The sequence below is a fragment of the Gottfriedia acidiceleris genome, from assembly GCF_002128425.1.
Taxonomy (GTDB): Bacteria; Bacillota; Bacilli; order Bacillales; family Bacillaceae_G; genus Gottfriedia; species Gottfriedia acidiceleris.
In genome coordinates, this window is sequence record NZ_NESS01000001.1 from 622,365 (window position 1) to 642,893 (window position 20,529).

22 protein-coding genes are annotated in these 20,529 nt (G+C 30.4%); 6 read left to right on the forward strand and 16 right to left on the reverse strand.

The annotated features are described in order from the left end of the window. Positions 1-31 precede the first annotated feature (31 nt). From B6K90_RS03320 to B6K90_RS03375, 11 genes are all read right to left on the reverse strand, one after another. Positions 32-466, reverse strand: coding sequence for a DUF6526 family protein (locus tag B6K90_RS03320; protein ID WP_088011170.1), 435 nt, complete (start codon positions 464-466; stop codon positions 32-34). A gap of 194 nt (positions 467-660) precedes the next feature. Next, a complete protein-coding gene (locus tag B6K90_RS03325) occupies positions 661-1,776 on the reverse strand; it encodes a GGDEF domain-containing protein (protein ID WP_088011172.1) in 1,116 nt (371 codons plus the stop codon). A 186-nt stretch (positions 1,777-1,962) separates the two neighbouring features. Further along, positions 1,963-3,045 (reverse strand): Ger(x)C family spore germination protein, encoded by a 1,083-nt coding sequence (locus B6K90_RS03330; RefSeq protein WP_088011174.1) that lies wholly within the window; start codon positions 3,043-3,045, stop codon positions 1,963-1,965. Continuing rightward, positions 3,042-4,127 carry a GerAB/ArcD/ProY family transporter gene (locus B6K90_RS03335; RefSeq protein ID WP_088011176.1) on the reverse strand — a complete coding sequence of 362 codons (1,086 nt, stop codon included), beginning with the start codon at positions 4,125-4,127 and terminating at the stop codon, positions 3,042-3,044. Before B6K90_RS03335 ends, B6K90_RS03330 begins: the two co-directional genes overlap by 4 nt. Before the next feature lie 19 nt (positions 4,128-4,146). Continuing rightward, positions 4,147-5,634, reverse strand: a complete 1,488-nt coding sequence (locus B6K90_RS03340) for a spore germination protein (RefSeq protein ID WP_088011178.1) — start codon at positions 5,632-5,634, stop codon at positions 4,147-4,149. 163 nt (positions 5,635-5,797) lie between these two features. Continuing rightward, entirely contained in the window at positions 5,798-6,754 is a 957-nt protein-coding gene (locus tag B6K90_RS03345; protein WP_088011180.1) for an ABC transporter permease, read from the reverse strand. A gap of 56 nt (positions 6,755-6,810) precedes the next feature. Further along, positions 6,811-7,707 carry an ABC transporter ATP-binding protein gene (locus tag B6K90_RS03350; RefSeq protein ID WP_088011182.1) on the reverse strand — a complete coding sequence of 299 codons (897 nt, stop codon included), beginning with the start codon at positions 7,705-7,707 and terminating at the stop codon, positions 6,811-6,813. A 565-nt stretch (positions 7,708-8,272) separates the two neighbouring features. Further along, positions 8,273-8,866: a hypothetical protein gene (locus B6K90_RS03355; protein WP_088011185.1), complete on the reverse strand. Its 594-nt coding sequence runs from the start codon at positions 8,864-8,866 to the stop codon at positions 8,273-8,275. 697 nt (positions 8,867-9,563) lie between these two features. Then, positions 9,564-9,824 (reverse strand): DUF2187 family protein, encoded by a 261-nt coding sequence (locus B6K90_RS03365; RefSeq protein ID WP_088011189.1) that lies wholly within the window; start codon positions 9,822-9,824, stop codon positions 9,564-9,566. A gap of 305 nt (positions 9,825-10,129) precedes the next feature. Beyond that, on the reverse strand, positions 10,130-10,477 hold the full coding sequence (locus B6K90_RS03370) for a hypothetical protein (RefSeq protein WP_088011191.1): 348 nt from the start codon (positions 10,475-10,477) through the stop codon (positions 10,130-10,132). A gap of 345 nt (positions 10,478-10,822) precedes the next feature. Next, positions 10,823-11,566: a metallophosphoesterase family protein gene (locus B6K90_RS03375; RefSeq protein ID WP_088011193.1), complete on the reverse strand. Its 744-nt coding sequence runs from the start codon at positions 11,564-11,566 to the stop codon at positions 10,823-10,825. Positions 11,567-11,780: 214 nt separating this feature from the next. On the opposite strand from B6K90_RS03375, the gene B6K90_RS24310 reads away from it, so the two are divergent. Then, complete coding sequence (locus tag B6K90_RS24310) at positions 11,781-11,915, forward strand: hypothetical protein (protein ID WP_268875887.1); 135 nt, start codon at positions 11,781-11,783, stop codon at positions 11,913-11,915. A 65-nt stretch (positions 11,916-11,980) separates the two neighbouring features. Here the strand turns inward: B6K90_RS24310 and B6K90_RS03380 are convergent, their stop codons facing one another. Next, entirely contained in the window at positions 11,981-12,295 is a 315-nt protein-coding gene (locus B6K90_RS03380; RefSeq protein ID WP_088011196.1) for a hypothetical protein, read from the reverse strand. A gap of 527 nt (positions 12,296-12,822) precedes the next feature. Here B6K90_RS03380 and B6K90_RS03385 point away from each other — a divergent pair. Next, positions 12,823-13,089, forward strand: a complete 267-nt coding sequence (locus B6K90_RS03385; RefSeq protein WP_088011198.1) for a hypothetical protein — start codon at positions 12,823-12,825, stop codon at positions 13,087-13,089. Positions 13,090-13,106: 17 nt separating this feature from the next. Here the strand turns inward: B6K90_RS03385 and B6K90_RS03390 are convergent, their stop codons facing one another. Continuing rightward, positions 13,107-13,664, reverse strand: coding sequence for a DUF6933 domain-containing protein (locus B6K90_RS03390; RefSeq protein WP_088011200.1), 558 nt, complete (start codon positions 13,662-13,664; stop codon positions 13,107-13,109). Positions 13,665-14,140: 476 nt separating this feature from the next. Between B6K90_RS03390 and B6K90_RS03395 the strand changes: the two genes are divergently transcribed. After that, positions 14,141-15,547 carry an Ig-like domain-containing protein gene (locus B6K90_RS03395; protein WP_167555260.1) on the forward strand — a complete coding sequence of 469 codons (1,407 nt, stop codon included), beginning with the start codon at positions 14,141-14,143 and terminating at the stop codon, positions 15,545-15,547. Between the two features lie 108 nt (positions 15,548-15,655). Here the strand turns inward: B6K90_RS03395 and B6K90_RS03400 are convergent, their stop codons facing one another. Further along, a complete protein-coding gene (locus tag B6K90_RS03400; RefSeq protein WP_088011202.1) occupies positions 15,656-16,114 on the reverse strand; it encodes a hypothetical protein in 459 nt (152 codons plus the stop codon). Between the two features lie 273 nt (positions 16,115-16,387). Between B6K90_RS03400 and B6K90_RS03405 the strand changes: the two genes are divergently transcribed. Continuing rightward, positions 16,388-16,756, forward strand: a complete 369-nt coding sequence (locus tag B6K90_RS03405) for a hypothetical protein (RefSeq protein ID WP_088011204.1) — start codon at positions 16,388-16,390, stop codon at positions 16,754-16,756. Positions 16,757-16,838: 82 nt separating this feature from the next. Here the strand turns inward: B6K90_RS03405 and B6K90_RS03410 are convergent, their stop codons facing one another. After that, positions 16,839-17,828, reverse strand: a complete 990-nt coding sequence (locus tag B6K90_RS03410; protein ID WP_088011206.1) for a helix-turn-helix transcriptional regulator — start codon at positions 17,826-17,828, stop codon at positions 16,839-16,841. 261 nt (positions 17,829-18,089) lie between these two features. Further along, positions 18,090-18,542 carry a hypothetical protein gene (locus B6K90_RS03415; protein WP_088011208.1) on the reverse strand — a complete coding sequence of 151 codons (453 nt, stop codon included), beginning with the start codon at positions 18,540-18,542 and terminating at the stop codon, positions 18,090-18,092. 437 nt (positions 18,543-18,979) lie between these two features. Between B6K90_RS03415 and B6K90_RS03420 the strand changes: the two genes are divergently transcribed. Both B6K90_RS03420 and B6K90_RS03425 read left to right on the forward strand, forming a co-directional pair. Further along, positions 18,980-19,708: an amino acid ABC transporter ATP-binding protein gene (locus B6K90_RS03420; protein ID WP_088011210.1), complete on the forward strand. Its 729-nt coding sequence runs from the start codon at positions 18,980-18,982 to the stop codon at positions 19,706-19,708. A gap of 14 nt (positions 19,709-19,722) precedes the next feature. Beyond that, the gene (locus tag B6K90_RS03425) at positions 19,723-20,520 is read left to right on the forward strand and encodes a transporter substrate-binding domain-containing protein (protein WP_088011213.1); all 798 of its coding nucleotides are present in this window, start codon (positions 19,723-19,725) and stop codon (positions 20,518-20,520) included. Positions 20,521-20,529: the final 9 nt, after the last annotated feature.

Here is a 20,529-nt window from a genome sequence, read left to right on the forward strand (position 1 = left end):
ACCTACACTAAGTAAGGTCCTTAATACTAAATTAAACGCGATACTCATCAGCACGCCAATTTTTAATATTTTGTTTAATCTCTTTCGAACTCAGCCCTTCAATTACCGCTCTTTCACTTAACTCTACAAACTCCTCATCACTTGCAAATCGCAAAGCAATAATCTGACCCATTGTAATATTAGAATTTAAAGGTTTACCTGTTAAAGTATAGTGACGAAAATTTTCTTCCATTCGAATGACACGATCTTGAACTTTGTTGGAATAAAGTCTTGTTAAAAAAAATGAAATAACTAATAAAAGCGAAGTGACTAAAATAAATACCGCTAACCAAACATGATCGCTGTTTTTAATCGAAAAACATAGATTAACGATTGAACCAATGATTGTAATTAACGCTAATGGTGCACCAAAAAAGTGGAAAACTGGATGATATCTGACGTGATGATCTAAGCTTTGCTGTTTCATATGTACATCTCTCCTCTAAATATGTTTTATGTACCTTATTCTAACATTATTATTCTAACTGCTCATTTATCATTAATTTTTTATTTACAAAAAAAATCTAGTGAGTCCTAAAGTCTCACTAGATTTGAATCTATATTATATCCTTTTTTCGGACACTACTTCGCATATTACACTATACATATTTTCAACACTTTTTAGCAATTCACTTGATCTCTTCCATTATGCTTTGATTTGTATAATGCTCGGTCTGCTTGCTTAATTAAAATTTGATAATCTTGTTTTGTTTCAGCAATCAATGATGCTACACCTATACTTAATGTAACTAATTTTTTATCTGATTGCTCATGTTCAATCTTTAATTTTTTTATATTTTTACATATTCGATTGCCTATTTTCATTGCATCATTCAGATCAGCTTTCGGTAACAAGATTGAGAATTCCTCTCCACCATACCGTGCAACTATACCGGATGCGCTTGTCGTCTCTAATTGTAAACTTGCTGCTGCTTTTCTTAAGCATTCATCACCTTTTGGGTGACCATATAAATCGTTATATTTTTTAAAATAATCCACGTCAATCATTAATAGTGTCATTGGTATTGATGATTGATAGGAATTGGAACATCCCTTTAAAAGTTGTTTTTCAAAGTATCTACGGTTATATAGTCCAGTTAGACTGTCAACATTTGCGATATTTTCCATTTTCTTTAATTTAATTTCTGTATTACGTGTTTGATAAGCTATAAAGTAACTTAATAATAATGCTGGAACAAACATTAAAACCCACAACCCAATCGTTTGAAGTAACCTTCCTAATACAATCTCACCAATCGGTGTTAGCATCCATTTATCGATTATATAAAAACTAATACCTCTAAATAAAATGATAATAGGAGTCAGAAAAAAAATTCTTTTCTTTTCATCCCATTTTTGATAATTCATATAAAATCCAAAAAATAAAACAAACAATAGTAAAAGTGAGTCAATTATGTAAAAATCATTAAATCCATTAATAAAATAAAATACGATAATATCGAAGAAAAACATTGTAATTAAGGTAAGATTCCCAAAAAAGATTGCTGCGATTTCCATTCCAAGAGCTCTAATTTGAATATTCATTCCATGATCTGTGATAATTGGGAAATCAATTAATAAAATCGTTAAACCGCTCAATAGAATCCCAATAAAAAATTCTTGTAACTTCGATTTCCCTGTAAACCTTTGTCTTGCTCCTCCCCATAATATGGAAGAAGTTAGATAAAAAAAACTAATGATGATTGCATGGGTTATAAAAATATTTTTAAAAAGCATAATCCCTCCAGGAATTACCTTAAAATAAATAGGAATTATTCGAAAAACATTGTCTTTATACAATTAATGAACTTCTTTGAATGAGGACAAAATAAAAATAGACATCTTTATGTCACCTATGACCTTAAGACGCCTATTAAAAAAATCTTTGCTTCTTAATAAAACCTCTAATTATTTTACACAAATCTATTCAACAATTCCGCTATGTAGTATGTCTAAATCAACACTTACTTTTATTTTCGCATTAGGATACTGTTTTTCCCACTTTTTCAAATCAAAATCTCTTTGGTGGGCTTCTAATTTTGAGCCTAAACCAAGTGGATCAACATTATTTTTTTGAAGTATTGATATTAGCTCCTGACCATTTTTTTCAATTTGTTTTTCTAACTTTTTATTAATTTCTTTAATATGTTTTGGAAACATGATTGGTTTATCACCAGTATATTCCTGAATTCTAGCATTCATCTTCAATTTAATAGTAAATTCAGGCATATTTTTTTTAATTTTAATATCAACTTTTTTTTTCGATTTTACATTATCAATTGCTATATAAACTCCATCTTTGAATTTAAACTGGTGCAACCCTTGTTTATAGGATTCCATTATACTTTTAAAAATAAATACGTATTTCCAAGGAATAGTTGTAACCATTTTGTCGCCTTTAAAAAGAGCAATCCCAGATATTTTAATCTTTTTCTTATCAATTTTTAAAATTGGAAGATAGGGATCCTGACCTATTTCAAAATATTGATAGACAAATGTTGAAAAATCAGTATAAGGTAATGGACCAGTTTCTGAATTATGTAATAGCATATCGTGGAGATATAGTGCTAGATTTTCTTTTTTATACTCCTTTAATGATAGTAAATCAAATGTTTCTCCATCTACTATAGCCAATTGCAATAAACTCCCTACAACTGGATCACGATTAAACGTGTCGATGATTGGGAAAATCCCATTCTTTGCAAAATTCATACTGAAGGCAACAAGCCTAAGCTGGCCAGATATTAACCTATATCTTACTTGACTATCCAGTTTAGTCCTTACTCTTTTTATTGTTTCTCCTTTTGCAGAAATCACGTCAAAATCTCTCGAACCATTTGAACGAAAATTCGGAAAAATCACAGTTCCTCTATACTCGGTTGGCTTTGTTAAATCAAATCCTGTTCCTTCTATTAAATTTAATTCATTAACATCTGTAGCAGGAACAAGTGAACATCCATTTAATAAACTAATTAAACAAATGATCAGATAGACGAAATACTTCATAATTTTCTCCTAGGTTTTATAAAAGTGTAAATAATCGCGAAAAGTGGGATATAAATATAAAAAAGCCACATTGAGATTTTACTTGTATAATCTGTGAATAAATTGATTTGGTAACGAGTTTCCATCAATTGACAGACAATAAGACTAATAACACTAATAAAAATTAATGTATATTTCTGTTTACATTTAAAAATTAATTTTAGTCCTCTACTGGTGCTCCATAATAATGTAGTTAAAATTGAGATCACTTTAACTAGGAAAGTAGAAATTAAAATATATTCAAACCTTTCTAAAAATGGAAAATGAATTAATTTAGCTATATAAATTCTTGCCCAGACTACATGTTCTATTTGTTTCTCACTTAATAGTAAAAATGTTGTAAAAGCAGATAAAGTAAAAATTAAAGTTGAAAAAGCGACTCCCCATTGAGCATATTTTTGAGAAGAATTTCCATTGCGAATAAAGGGATATACCATCAACAATATTTCAAAACCTGCCATCGTGTAAACCGACTGTTTTGCAGATAATAATAAATCTTTAAACGAATGATCAAAAACAGGAAAAATATTATCCAAATGAACATATTTAAGTGGCAAATGAAATAATAGCGTGTAAAGAAGTGCAGTGAAAATTCCTGACAAGAAAGCAATTCCAACAACAACACGAAAACCACCTGAAATGATGTAATAACATAACAAAAGAATAATTATAGCTAATAACCATGTTGAGAGCGTCGGAAACATCCATACTTGGACTATTTCAATGTATAATCTTAATACAGAAATACAAGCAATTGTATAATAAGCCATAATGACTAAACTAAAGGCTGATCCGATTATATGACCAAAAAACTGCTTATGGGCATCGATTATATCTCCATTTGCATTTGTTAATAATTTAAACATTAACCATACAACGATATGAACAAAAAGCCCTGCAATTATGACACTTATCCAAGCATCATAGCCTGCATCTTTAGCAATAATTCGTTGAAACCCTAAAACACCCACGCCAATTTGTGAGCCAGTAATAATAAAAAACAGGAGATAGGGAGAAACCTGTTGTCTTCTATAAACTGTCATAGATCAATCTCCTCATAGATTATTCATCAAAGTCACTAGGTGGACCAGGACGTTTTATATCATTTGTTGCTCGAAAAAGTTTAGCTGGTCTCAAATTCGTCGGTCTTTTTGTCTGTTTAGCAAATGGCATTCTAAACCACAAGTCATAAAATGCAGTTTTTCTTAAAGGGTAAGTGCCCAAATATGGTCTACCTAAAGACGTCAATCTAAGTAAATGAGCAACTAAAAATACAAACCCCATGAAAATACCTAATAGTCCAATTAACTGCGCCATTAATACAACTGGAAACTTAATAAACCGGATTGTATTATTAAACTTATAAATTGCAGATGTATAGGAAGCAAGTGTACCAAGACCTACTAAGATTAAGAGAATATTACTTGTTAGCTTTGCCTCAACTACTGCTTGACCAATTACAATCCCACCAACTATCCCGAGCGTTTGGCCAATTTTTGATGGCAAACGAAGACCAGCTTCTTTCACTAACTCAATTGTAATCTCTAAAAATAGGACCTCAATAATTGGTGGAAAGGGTACGGAAGCTCTGGATATAACAAGTGATTCGAGTAATCGTGGTGGAATAAGCTCGTAATGATAGGTCAAAATAGCAACATAAAAAGGCGTAATAAATATCGAAAGTCCAAAACCAAACATTCTAAGAAAACGGAAAAACGTTGCAAGCACCCAATTAACATAATAGTCTTCCATTGCTATAAAAGTTTCGTCAATTAAAGCAGGTGTAAGAAGAACATTTGGTGAACCATCCACAACTATGGCAATTTTCCCTTCAGTTAATCCTCCTACTGTTCGATCAAGTCTTTCAGTAGGAATTGATTGTGGAAAAATAGAATGCGTGTTATCCCCAATCATAGACGAAATAAAAGAACTATCAGGTATATGATCATATTGGATATCTTTAATCCGTTGTATAACTGTATTAATATTTTCCTCATCAGCAATTCCACTTAAATAGATAACCGCAACACTTGTCTTTGATAGCTCTCCAACTTCCAATTCCTCCACATGAAGATCAGAAATTGGTAATTTATTTCGAATTAAATTTATGTTTACATCCATATCTTCTACAAATCCAACTTGTGGACCTAAAGTAGTAGCTTCCATTATAGGTGGACCAATCGTTCTTGAAACATTATTCGAAATATTAATAAGTAAACATTCAGTTTTATTCTCACCATACTGAATTGCAGTATAGCCTTTTAGAAGTTTACTTATGATTTTAGAACTATCTGAAGTAATCGTAAGTTGTTGGACAGGAAGCTGAGACATCAAATCTTCTAATGAATAGTTCTTCGTCAAATATGGAAGTACTTGTTCATGCATAACTTCAGACCTAATTAACGTTCGGAAAAAATAAATGCTATAGTAACTATCATTCTCTAGATCACTTGAAGTTCTAAATTTAACGAAATCATTTGATTTCGATAATTCATCAATCCAATTTTCTTTTGAGGAATCTCTTTTCATACCATCTTTATAAGTTCTCATACTGTTCCCCTATTTTGATTTTATTTTATGATTTGAAAAAGGGATGGAAATTATTCTAATTAATGGTAAAAAATTACATCGTTTAACTAATTGAACATCAAAAAACCTTATTCTTCAATCAGAATAAGGCTTTTTGATGAAATTAGTCCCTTGATCTCACAACTTAAGCTGTTACGTCTCGCTTTGAAAATACAACTAATGATAATCCTAGGAAAATTACAAAATAAACTAATAACATAATTACTGAAAATGTCATCGTCATTCCTTCTACTAGTGGAGTACCTTTAACGTACTGCATTAAATCTGTATTGGCAAATAAGATATACTTTGTCCAATCAAAAAATCCAGCCAAAATACCAGTCACTGTACTTCCAACTGTTAATAATAAAATTGAAATACCTATTGCAATTGTATTGTTCCTAAACACAGTTGAAACCATAAACGCCATCGAAGCTAGCATAAATGTTTCGATGAAGCTCATTACGTAAAGTTTTGCAGAATAGACAAGTCTACTTTGCTCTTCAACATGACCATTAACATATGCTAAATATGAAGTATTTCCACTACCTGCACCGAATAGTGCTAAACCTAATAAATTCGAAACAAGAAATAATATAAATAACATAGCAAAACCAAATAGAATACTAGTTAAATATTTTGACATAATAATTTTTTGTCTTGAATACGGACGGATCAATAATAGCTTAATCGTACCCCAATTAAATTCACTCGCTACTATATTAGCAGAAACGATAATCGTAAATAGTCCTACTAATATAATCAAACTTGATGAAACATCCATAAAAGTCCAAACATTCGTCTTTTCATTTGGTGAAATATTATGCTCTATTCTGTACTCATTAATTGCAATATTTCGTTCTAAAAATGGTCTTTGAAGGTCATCTTTATCACTTAAACCTTTTAATTCCTTTTTGTATTCTGCAGTTTGTACTTGTAGTGTTTGCTTCCAATTCTTATCTGCATTTTGATTTTTTTTATGTTCATAATATTTTACAAATGAACCTGTAGCTCCTACTAGTAAAATAATAAGAGCAACCATCACAATTGTACCTGGTCTTTTAATAATCTTTATCCATTCATTTTGAATCAATTTTAACATGATTTAAGTTCCTTTCTTTTTAAATTTCTAAGAAACAATGAGACTTCTAAGGGTAGTTAAACATTCGTAATTTCTAAGAAACGATCTTCCAATGTTTTTGCATTTGCCTTAAATCCATATATGCGAATGCTATTTTCGACTAATAATTCTATTACATTCGGTACGTCTTCCCTTGTTAATTCAATATGTATTTCTCCATCGACAATTTGAACATTATGTTTAGATAGCACTTTAAGTGCAGTTTCATTATTATTCACTTCAATTGAATATGTTTGAACATCTTCAGTTGTAAGCTCTGTAACAGTCTGTACATCTATTAGCTTACCTTGTTGAATAATACCAATTCGATCACACATCATTTCCATTTCTGCTAATAAGTGACTCGATACAATAATGGCCATTCCTTTTTTCTTCGTTAGAAGCTGCAGGTGGTCCCTCATTTCACGAATACCCGCTGGATCAAGACCATTCGTAGGTTCATCAAGAATTAAAACCTTCGGATCATGTAGTAAACATTGAGCTAAACCAAGACGCTGTCTCATACCAAGAGAATACGTTTTAACTTTTTGACGAATAGCACTAGTTAAACCTACTAATTCAACAACTTCGTCAATCTTCTCTTTTGTGACATTCTTATCCATTCGAGCATATTGCAGTAAATTATCATAACCACTTAGGAATTTATACAATTCTGGATTCTCTACAATTGCCCCTACATTCTTAATTGCATCTTCAAAGTTGGACTTAATACTATGACCATTAATGACAACGTCACCTTCAGAAATATTCATCAAACCAACCATCATCCTGATTGTAGTCGTCTTACCAGCACCATTTGGGCCTAAAAATCCAAAAACTTCGCCTTCAAAAATATCAAAGCTTAAATCAGAAACAATCTTCTTCCCTTTTATTTCCTTTGATAAGTTCTTAATTTGTACAATTGCCTTTTTCATTTCGTCCTCCTTATTTCCAATATTTTCTAAATTTCTAATGACATTTTAACAAAACAAATTGGAGAACAAAACGGTCTAAAGTCTGAGTTTGTTAAAAAATGGAAGATAATATTACAAAAATATAAAAAATATTACATTATCTGCAGTTTCGCCACCGTTTTTTGAAATATTTACTTCTTAAGAGGGTTTAGTAAATTTAGAAGAGTAATTTTAGGTAGCTTATCGTGGTATATATCAAGGAGATCTTCACACATTTATTAACTTAAATAATCCATCTTTATTAATCTATAAACATAGATTATTCCATGAAAGTGGCAGTACTATTAGTATTTTATCCCTATTCTCCTGAAAAAAAAAAGCAGTTTTTTCCTGCTTTAAAACTACTCTAATAATAACAATATTTTTATGTTTACTTTAATATTTTAAAATCATTCTTGGGACGTTTTATTTGTACTTGCAACTTTTTTAAGATTTTCTAAACCCCATTGCGCTTACCGGATGTACAATTGTACTTTTCTATGCAATATTTAGTTTTATTTGATTTAGAACGGAAAATGAATCGTTATTATTTAGCTACTCTTGAAATATGTGTGATTGTTTTTGATAATTTAGTTCTTGCGGAATCTGAGTATTCATAAGATACAGCTTTACCGTAATAATAAACGGAATCCTTTGTTTGATATACTTTTGTTGTATAATATTTTACTTGTGAACCTTTGTATAAAGCGTTTAGTGTAGCAGTAGCAGCTGCTTTAGACCAAGGTTTTTTCAAAAACTTTTCTGGTATGTACGCTGATGCAAAAGAATATGTCCAATCACTTAATGATCTGATAACTTTACTAGAACCATTAAACTTATCTATTAATTTATAATCAATAGAAGTTCCTTCGCCAACTGCTACACGAGATTGTTTTTGGGATGACATTGGTATACCTTCTTCAACAATTGTTTTTGATTTAAACTCACCACCTTGATTATACTCAACAACCTCAGTAAAACTAGATACAATTTCTTGTTCTTGTGTCTCGTCTACAACTTCAAATTCATTAATTACACTCTCAGGATTTTCTCCATTAGTAATATCCTCTGCATTTGTTTTAAAAGGTGCTAAACCCAATAGTAAAAATGTAGTTGACATTGCGATTAACTTTTTTTTCATAATTTTTTCTCCTTTCAAAATAAAAAGTTTAAAGTATAATTAAGTAAATTAATACCCGGTTAAAAAATAGTAAAAGGTGGTATGTATTTTGAAAAAGCCTATATTAATAGTTGTAACGTCAATTCTAATAGTTTTATTGTTTTTAATCATAAACATATTTGATGTACTCAACGATCCTTCTCTTATCAGACAAATAGGTTTTGTATTTTTTACAATGCTATGGATATATGGGTTATATCAAAATAGAAAGTCATTTTTAAAGATAGGTGCGATGATTTTCTGTTACTTTTTATTAATGTTTTGGGGCAATGTACTCTGATAAATTAACACGATAGTATCAACAATCACGTTATAGAGCGCTCTATAAATATTCTAATATAGTTCCAATAAATTCTTTACATAAATAGTGGAAATTCAGTGAAATATTGGTGTATTTTCTGTTAACTTATTTGAGTTTTTCCATTTTTAATTACCTTTTTCAACTTACTTTTTTTCCATTAATTGTTACTAAATTATGAAAAATGTTGTAAGTTTCACCTTTTTTGTAACTTGTTCAGAATAAATTCATAGTCACTCATGTCTCAATGTATGAAGCAAAATGACAGCAAGAAATAAGCCTATAGATTTCAAAAAAATGATAAAAATAGCCTTATCCCTTAAATGTGGGATAAGGCTATTTTCTAGGAAATCAACATTGTTAGCTTTTTGAAATAGAAACTAAAATTTTATACTTTTTGTGGTTGATTACAGTATGATCATGTTCGTAATAATTGCGGTGGGTACGGTCACTTCTCATATCTACAATTACAGAATTTGAAAGAACTTTTGTTACAATTCCTTTTACTAAATTCGGTTTGATCTCTTTTACATTTTCCTCTTTTGGCATAAATTCGATTTCGTCACCTGGTCTTACATAATATTTATTCATTGTTATGATTGTTTTATTATTTTTGCACATATGTTTATCACCTTTTTATTTACTTTTATTCAATTTTACAAAAATATCTGAATATTCAAAAGTGAACTGGATACTAGATTTCATCGTGACGGTGTACCTAAAAATCGGTGTATAAAACAGTTCTAGATAACTAATGCTATTTTCTTTATGTCGGGATGCTTTATTAGTTAGATAGGACTTATTTAGAAGAATTGTAGGGAATTAAGATAAAACAAAACCCACCTTATATTGGTGGGTTCGATCATATTATTTAACAAACGTTCATAGTTAGTTGTACATTCATATAAAATTAATATGAAATGAAATTAATTTGCGCGGTTCAATTCTTCACGAAGTCCGTTGCTAGCTAATTTATCCATATTCAAAAGCAACGTTTTAACTTGTACAAAATCTTCAGCACTTGCTAGTTCAAAGATTGCAACTAGATTATTGTTATTGTCTTTCGAAACCTTCATTTTGTATTTACGTTTACGGAATAGTCGTTCTACCTTTGTTCCACGAGCTACAGAAATTCTGTAGGTGTCATTATTATAGACTGTACCCGCATCAAATCCATTATAAGAAAAATTTGTATAATCATCCGTAGGTAAAGATACATCGATGTCTAATTCTTTGTTAAGAATAAAATCTTTCAGTAGGTCTAGTTTTGTCATTTTTAATTCCTCCTTAGCCATAATGGCTTCTCTTGTAGTCGGAAAGTCAACCTCTGAAATATTAAAGGTCAGAGCTCACATAAATAGCTCTTCTTCCTATTCAAATTACCATTTACCTCAGAATGAACTTGAATATGTTTAATTTTATCATAATAGTCCAAAAACATATAATAGTACCTATTTTTTTATAATATCAATTCCTACAACTTCATTTACTTTCAATTAATTTGACCAGGTTATTATCAAATAAAAGGCACCTTCTTCTTAAAAAAGGCTACCTTTCTTGGAAAACTAAATTGATTTCTACTAAATATAATCACTGAAGCTCTTCAAGTTTTTATAAAATTAAATTTCATACTTGGTAGAAATTGTCTTAGAAGTTATTGAATATGTTGACAGAATTCCATCTTTATTAACCTTAATACCATGTAATAGTCCACCATATGCAGCTGCCCCATCTATACAAATCTTCGTTTTACAAGGTGAATACCATATATCGAATTTACCTTCAGTCTTGTGAAGGATTGATGTTGGAGTATGGCCAAAAATAAATGTTTTGCTTGTTTCATTTTTTCCGTAATGGAACTCATCGCGAATCCAGTAAAATTCCTTGTCTGTCGTTTCTTTCCAATCTTCAAGGTTAAGATCGACTCCGGCATGAACGAATACATATTGTTCCCATTCGAAATACAAAGGTCTTGATTTAATAAATTGCAGTTCAGATTCAAATTGCTCTTTCATTAATTCTGCTACTTCATTAGGACCTCTTTTATTTGTAATTTCAAATTTAAAAAATGAATGAATTGTTTCTATACCACCTTGACCGTAATAATAAACTTGTTTAAACTCAGGTTGCTCAAGCCAGTCCAATAACATTTGCTCATGGTTTCCTAGTATAACAACTGCTCCATATTCTTTTTCTAATTGCATTGCTCTTAACAGTACCTCGTATGGATTCTCACCACGATCTACTAAATCCCCAAGTAGTACTAGTCTTTCATTATCTAGATTCCATTCTTTAAGTAATTTTTCTAATTCATTTATGCTGCCATGAATATCTCCAATTGCAAATACTGTATCCTTTTCCATACATCCAACCCTTTCTGTAAGCCTATTATTCCCACTAAATTATTTAAATAATATAAATAGTTTAACAAATGTAAATTACTTAAGTAAGTTATCCGTCTTATTACTTTTTTTAAGTAATAAAATTTTATTTAATTTGACCAATTATAAGTTAGGATAGTTTTTTTACGATAGGGAAAAATGAAAAGGTAAAAATTTGGTAAAGGGGATTTTTGAAATGAGTAATGAGAATAAAGATTTGAATAACAGTGACTTTTTTATCGCAGATTTAACGAGTGATGCTAAGAGTAAGATTGAAAATTTGGAAGAAGAATTGGATATTACTTTGGTTGCTTATGATTGTAAGAAGTGAGTTTTAGATAATAAGGTAAAAACGACTGCTATTATTAGTCAGTCGTTTTATTTTGATAGTAGAATTTATTTTATTTCTTTTACAAAATAGAAGCTTGTCCCATTATCTTGCGGAATAAAACCTTGTTGTGCCAAACTATTTTCAACCATGTTTTGCTCTTCTATAGTAATATTGGTAACTATATCTCCACTTGTAAACCATTCTAAATAATTTTCTTCTTCAGAAATTATGTCATATCTTTTGGTTAGGTTAAAGTAAGAAATTGTTGAAGAACTTCCACTTTTATTACTGGATACCGGACTAAGAAAGAATATTAACGTAAAAACAATCACTATGAAAGTTAAAAGAAGAAATAACAGTACTCTAAATAAATTTCCCAATATACTCTTCTCTTTCTTAAAAATACTATTCAAATAACGACTAAATCTCAACGTATACTAAGTTAATCCAAAGTGAAGTAAATAGAATTAAATTCAAACTTAGACCAATATTTAATTTTTCATTCCATCTTCTATTTTTTGAAATGATTGAAATCATAAAACTTAGTAGGCTTAATAAAATACTTATACAATTTAAACTTATAAATATGTTGAAGTTGTTAAATCCGTTGAAGGTGACATTTAAAATGAAAATTATATAACTAAAAATAAGATAGTAGAAACTTTTCAAATTCAATCCACCTCCGAGAAAAACTTTTTGTTTTTTGATTATATTAACATATTAATTTCTGGTAAAATGTTCTAAGTTTGAAAAATGTATGAATATGAACTAATTATTAATAAAGGAGAATCCAATATAATATGGTTATAAAACAATTGTTTGTAGGAAGAGTAATCTAACAATTAGATATTGAATCAGATGAGGGTTGACCATATACTCCATAGTCGAAAAGGATTTAAAAGGTGAATTGGAAGCAAATCAGGAAGTTATAGTTGAACAACGTATTGGTTATGAAAGTAGTCACGAAGCTATAAGAAAGATGGAAGCCGATGATGATTTTTTAACTCCTGAAAATTCATATGTTTTTGCAACAAGTAATTTAAAAGAAAAAGAACGATTTAGAATAATCGTTCCATTAAAAGGTAATGTAAAAATTAAGGGTAAACATGATCGATTTCCAAATGAGGAAATTTTAAAAGATTTTAAAAATACATTAAAGAAAAACGAATTATGATTAATGCTCACTCTCAATTATTGCAGGTTTTTTTGTTCATATAAAGATTTTCTAAGATTTCTTTGTTTAATAAAAGATTCATCCAATGCATCTCTCATCAATTTATATGGATATGAGTTCAATTTTACTAATGGAGTCTCATTTAGCTCAAGATTCAATTGGAGTAAACTAATTGTTTCACCCTCCTCAGCCAAGTAATGAATAATATGTTCAGCTTGGTAGATCATATCATTCATTTGGGAAATAATACTTCGATCGCTGGTAGCTGAATATTGAACATCACCTAATTGTTCCATGTAAGAATCTATTTTCTCAATATCGAATTCGTTTCCAAGAAAGTTACCCACGATATTTTCCCTCATTAACACTTCAAAATTTGTAAAATCTTTTTTTACTAGACCATATATAATAAAACAATATCTAGTTACATTATTCATTACCAATACACATTTTTTACGGCCAATTTTAAAGATATTAGCATGCCAGCAAAAAAGTTGATTCTCGTTTGTTAAATCTGGTTTCACTACTTTTATTTTCATTTCATCTGAAAGTTTTTTTGTTATTTGAATGTACATCTTACATGGTCCTCTTTATTTTTATTTTTAGTTATATCCTCATCGGATTAAAGTAAATCCAGTATGTAATTATTTTACTTAAATTAATCACATCTTCAAAGTCTATAGATGTCTTTTTTTCCAACCCTGTCATTTATATGAAAAGTACTCAAAAATTTCATTCTAAAAAAAGAGAATTAAAAAATGATTCTCAAATTGTTCGCATATGATAATAGTTTGATAATTTTCCAAAATAATTCCAAATACTTAATAAATTATATTGATTCATTAATTTAAACTTTTCTTCAATTCGCCATAAATAGTCTTTTTTAGATTAATTACTTTTGTATTCGATTTTTAGAATTTCATTACACAAGCCTATAGTCTTTCTAATTGTCGAAAAATAAATGTGTATCGAAGCCCATGGTTATGGCTGATTTTTTATAGTAGCATTAGAGACCTCAATGTTCTCAATAATAAACAATAGGGGTGATTTTGTGCTTAATAAAAAAATCTTATCATTAGTTACTTTAGGTTTATTAGTTTCACCATTGTCTTTAGGAACTGTTAAGGCAGAAGGAAACGGATACAATTTATCAAAGAAGATGATTGAACATCAGGTTAAAAAACCCCTTCAAAAAGGAATCCTAGATTTCCATACGTTTAATCAGCTTGGAAAAGAACTAAAATCTCGATCTTTATCAGTAAAAAGCTTTAATAAAACGGGTACTATGAATAAAGATAATGTCACTAGTTCAGAAAATGATATTATTTATGAAACGGAATATAATGATGACTTTGCTTATGCAGATAATACATCATATGAGAAAATCTTGATTGGGCAGTTACTTCCTTTGTATGATGTAGATTTACATAAAGTAGTCGTACCAACTGATGGACTTTTAATTGTAGCTGGGGCAACTAACTCTATTAATATTGATCTTTTATTTGCAGCTGTAGAAAAGGATTTTGTTGAGAGTAATAAATTAGTATACTTAGGTTCGGAATTTGACGAAGACGGGGCTGAGTACCAAGCATATCAAGCAAAAGCTGGTACTTATTATGTAGGAGTTATGGATTATGATAATGTAGACGATATTGACAATAATACCGAATATGACTTATATGCTATCGCAACTGGATTCGTGGACAATATTGCGCCAAATAAACCAATCGTAAATAAAGTTGATAATAATGATAAAGTTGTGACTGGTAAAGCAGAAGCTAATTCTACTGTAAGTGTAAAGGTAGGAAGCACTCAAATAGGTACTGCTAAAGCTTCATCAAATGGAACTTATTCTGTAAAAATACCAACACAAAAAGCTGGAGTAACTTTAAGTATTTACGCTAAAGATTCTACGGGTAATACTAGTGCAGCATCAACTACTAAAGTTGTTGATGTTATCGCTCCAGCTAAACCTGTAGTAAATAAAGTAGATAATAATGATAAAGTTGTAACTGGAAAGGCAGAGGCTAATTCTACTGTTACTGTTAAAAGAGGATCTACAGTACTGAAAACTGCAAAAGCTAATTCGTCTGGAAACTATTCGCTTCCTATTGCTGTTCAAAGTGCAGGAACAAAGCTGACTGTAACCGCTAAAGATGCTGCTGGAAATGTAAGTGTAGCAACAACTGTAACCGTTGTAGATGTTATTGCTCCAGGTAAGCCAAAAGTTAATAAAGTAGATGATAACGATTTGAAAGTAACTGGAAAAGCTGAAGCCAACTCAACCGTAACCGTGAAAGTTGGAAGTAAAGTCTTAGGTTCTGCCAAAGCTGATTCAAAAGGAAACTTTACAGTTAAGATCAAAGCGCAGAAAAAAGGAACTACTATTGCTGTAACTGCAAAGGATGCTGCTGGAAATACTAGTCAAGCAACTACTTTAAAAGTTGTAAGTCATTAAGCCAGATCATCGAGCCAAGGATTACTTCCTTGGTTTTTGTTTTTTTAAGTAGCTCCAGATTTTGCACTTATTCCTTCTTTTTTTAAAGGTAAAATTGATACTAATTATTTAAAATATATTTTTTGATAAATACTCATCAATACTTTCCCTATAAGTCTCGTTGAATTCATATAAATAATTTAATTGACCTACTTTAAAAATATAAATCACTCTTTTATCTTTCGTTTGATATTCTCTTATATGCATATTATTTATAATTTTAGTTTTAACCTTTTCCCCACCTTCGTAATCTAAGCCATTTGATAAATAAATACTTATGGTAATTTCATTTGAAAGATGCACTTCAATATGTTGAGAAAGGAAACCATCATCTATTAGATACACACCTTTTACTTCAAAATCGGAAGGAATCAGAATCGCTTGGTTACTATTTAATTTTTTACTTATTTCATGCTCCTTTATTTTTATCTTTGTTTCATGGTTTGGAAGGAAAAATAATATGTATAAAATCATTGATGTACAGATTACTACAATTGAAATAAAAGAAAGGAAAACTAACTTTAGCATTACAAGCCTCGCATCATGATTAGTATTTGTGAAAATAGTAACATATTAAATTGCATCTTAATTCAAGTAATTTCGAAAAAAATATGAAGATTTTATTAGGTATCGTTTCTCCATTCTCTTGAAGGTTTTTTTCTATTTGTAAGGTAATCGATGATAAGGCAAGTTCAATAATTGTTCCTATAAAATTCACCAATCGTCCATATATTACTAAAAATATAAAACTAAAGCTTGGTAAAATAAACATGTACCCTAATAAAAAACAGGAGGCAACCCATGGATAAACTTATAAAGACATTTGTTATTTTTGCTTTATTATTTTTAGTAAGTGGTTGCAATTCAACAGATAAACCTAGCGTATTAAAGGGTACTTTTGTATGTAAAGATTTGCCTGGAGTATCACTAGTATTTGATCCAGATGATTTTAATAAATTTTATTATTATAATCCGTATTCTAAAAATTTTAAAGTGGACTCTGGAAAATATTCAAAAAAGGCTAATACAAAATCCAAATACATAGTAAATAGTATATATTTTCATGATATAGTAATTAATTTTAAGAACGAGGGATTTAAATTTAAAATCAATGGAAAAAACTATTATTTTAAACAGTCAAGTAGCACCCCGATAGTTAAAGAACAATAGAAACGCTTAAACCATTCATTGTAGTTGTTTTACAACAATAAAATAAAAAAAAGAGAATCAAATGACCCTCTTTTAGTAAAAGTTATGGTTGTAAATTCATACTATACAACTTACTCATCTCCAAAATTTGCTCCTGAACTTTCTCAATCACTGAAGGTGGACTTATTACCTGAGCATCCCTACCCCAAGTTAAAATCCAAGTAATCAATCCATCACTAATTGCAGCTTTTGTAGTTAATATGAAATGCTCCTCATCCACTTGCTGAATATCAGCCTTTAATCCAAATCGATCAAGTACTACATTTAATAATCCTTTTTTAAACTTGATTTTTACATAATCAGGTTCACCGGCAAACATATTAAAGACTGTACTCAAGTATTCATCAACTTTAAAGCGTTCATCTTGAAATTTTTCATCTGTTCTATTAACTTCACGCATTCGGTCTACGCGGAAATGTCTAAGTTGATCATCAGGTAAGCTTCTTGTTATTAAGTAATAGTAGTCATTTGACCAAATTACTGCGAGTGGTTTAACTGAGTACTCTTTTCCATCATGGCTTAGCTCAAATTCTTTCTTAAAGTTGTATCGGCCATATTGAAATGTAAGAAGTTTCTTCTCAGCAATGGCTTGGTGAATTTGATCGATTGAAAAGTGAATTCGGTTGCTTTCACTTTTAATCGCTGTGTCTGGAATAATGCCATTATGAAGCTTTTTCGCTTCGTTTTCACTTGTCAGTTTTTTTAATTTATCAATGATCTTTTTTGTTTCTTGTTTGTTTAAAAATCTTGAAGCTGTAACTGCATCTACTAATAAGCGGAGTTCATGTAATTCAAATAGTCTTTCTTGGTGACTGTATGTGGTTGCCTTACCATCTGAAGCGTTTTCAATTACATCAAAACCAACATCCACTAATACCGATATATCTTTTAAAAATGTATTTTTACTATACGAAAAATCCTCTTCTCCTACTGCTAATCTCTTTTTTATTTGATCAAAGGTAAACTCACGATCAATATCTGTTTTACTTTCTAATAGTTTCATTAGTTTATAGAAACGTTCACGGTTTTCCATGGATTCCTCCGTTTATTTAGTAAAATTCATAAGATGTATTTTATATGTAATTAATTTAATTTTAACATATTTAATTGGTAAAAATTATAGTTAAAAAATACTAGTCTATTTTCTCTAGTAGTTCTATTAAACTGATTTACTATTTCATCATAAATTCTAGTAAACAAAAGTATCCAATAGGTAGACTTTTTTGATGTAGTCTACTCTATTGGGTACTTTTTAAGGTGCAGATAATTTTTTTATTAGTTTGAAACTAATCCATCAGCGTACGTCTTTATAAATTGTAACAAATTCTCTATCGGCTATTATTAAGTCACTTGGAGTTTTTAAATCGGATAGTGTAATTTGGCGTTTTATGCTAATTGGGTAGTTCTCTTCAGAATTCCATGAAGCGTAATACTCGATTATACCACTTTCATTAACAGCATCTTTAATATATTCATATAAAATCTTTAAACACTTTTCCTCTTCTGGAGTAGTTTTCCCTTTTTCTCCTTTAAGCGGAATTTGTGTAGAGACCATACCTACTTGATATTTATATTTAAAATGATTGGAGAAACTAAAAAATTTCTTTTCTTCTGGGTCATAATTTCTCTCCAGAAATAGATGTGTAAAATCTAACTCATTTGCATAAACATTAGGAGAAATAGCATTTTGACCAAAGACACCATCTTTCAATGGTATTGGTGAAGAAATATAATGATACTGTGTCATAAAGCCCCCCTGTTCTAATTAACCGGCCCTCCATGATTTTTAGAGATAGACTACGTATCTTTTTTAACTTTAACCTCGATAAAGCCACTGATTTAGATATCCCCTTACCAATAGATACGTCTCCCGCTGCCTCACCGATAATAATCATGCCTCCAGTTGAAAAAAAATATTTATTGTTATGTGAAAATTTTATCATACTGGTTTATCGAAAAAAGTGTTGTTTATGTTAAAATATTGAATTTTTTTAAATTGTCTACATCAAACAACACACGTTTTATTCTTTGTTTAAATAATTTATCTAGTTCAAAAGTCATCGTCCAAATAGACTAAAAACGAAATAAACGTGATATGACAAATCGAACAAGCATACATATAAAATATTGATTCCCAAATTTCACCAAATTACATATTCAAAAAAATTGGACAGGAGGTCAGGAATGATTGAATTTAAACAGGTAAATAAGTTTTATGGCGATTTTCAAGTCTTAAAAGATATTAATCTCACAATTAATAAAGGTGAAGTTGTTGTCGTGATCGGTCCATCTGGTTCTGGTAAAAGTACTTTGTTGCGCTGTATCAATCATTTGGAGGCAATTAATGATGGAACACTTACAGTCAGTGGGATTTCAGTTGGGGATAAAAAAACAGATTTGAATAAGTTAAGACGTAATATTGGAATGGTGTTTCAGCATTTTTATTTGTATCCGCACAAAACTGTGCTTGAAAATATCACTTTGGCTCCAATGAAAGCATTGGGCCAATCTAGAGAAGAGGCTGATGAAACAGCCAAACATTTTCTTGAAAAAGTTGGCATTTTAGAGAAGGCCAAGTCTTATCCTTCCCAGCTTTCCGGTGGTCAGCAACAGCGTGTAGCAATTGCTCGCGGTCTTGCGATGAAGCCGGATATTATGCTTTTTGATGAACCTACTTCAGCACTTGATCCTGAAATGATTGGTGAAGTGCTAGATGTTATGAAGGCCCTTGCTAGAGAAGGCATGACGATGGTTGTCGTGACTCATGAGATGGGCTTTGCAAAAGAGGTTGCCGACCGAATCGTTTTTATGGATGAAGGTCGCATATTAGAAGAAGCAACTCCGGCTGAGTTTTATGAGAACCCACGTGAAGAACGGGCTCGCTTATTCTTAAGCCGTATATTAAATCATTAATAGGAGGTAATGGAATGTTTCTAAAAAAATTCATGAAAATGGCTTTAGTTTCAACAACGGCCGCCTTAGTTCTTGCAGGTTGTGGTGGTAAGGATGATTCGAAAAGTAAAGATGCTCTTGCACGTATTAAGGATGATAAGAAAATTGTTTTTGGCGTAAAATATGACACTCGTTTATTTGGCTTGAAAAACCCATCAACAGGTAAAGTAGAAGGATTTGATATTGATCTTTCCAAAGCATTGGCTAAAGAAATGTTTGGCAATGACGTTAAACCAGAATACATAGAGGTTACATCAAAAACTAGGGTTGGCCTCTTAAATAATGGCAAAGTTGATGCGGTTGTCGCGACTATGACCATTAATGAAGAACGTAAAAAAGAAGTAGATTTTACTGATGTGTACTTTAATGCTGGACAATCTTTACTTGTGAAAAAAGGTAGTAAAGTTCACGGACTTGCTGACTTGAAAAAAGGTACAAAAGTGCTTGCTGTTAAAGGCTCGACTTCAGCTGTAAATATTCGCCAGAAAGCTCCTGAAACGACAGTACTTGAATTTGAAAACTATGCTGAAGCTTTTACAGCTTTAAAAGCTGGTAAAGGTGATGCCTTAACGACTGATGATTCAATCCTTTACGGGATGAAAGAAGAAGATCCTTCATTTGAATTAGTAGGTGGAACATTTACAGAAGAGCCTTATGGAATTGCGGTTAAAAAAGGAAATAAAGACCTTGTCGATGCATTAAATAAAGCATTAAAAAACCTGAAAGCTTCAGGTAAATACGATGAAATTAAGAATAAATGGATTAAAAAATAATTATTGATG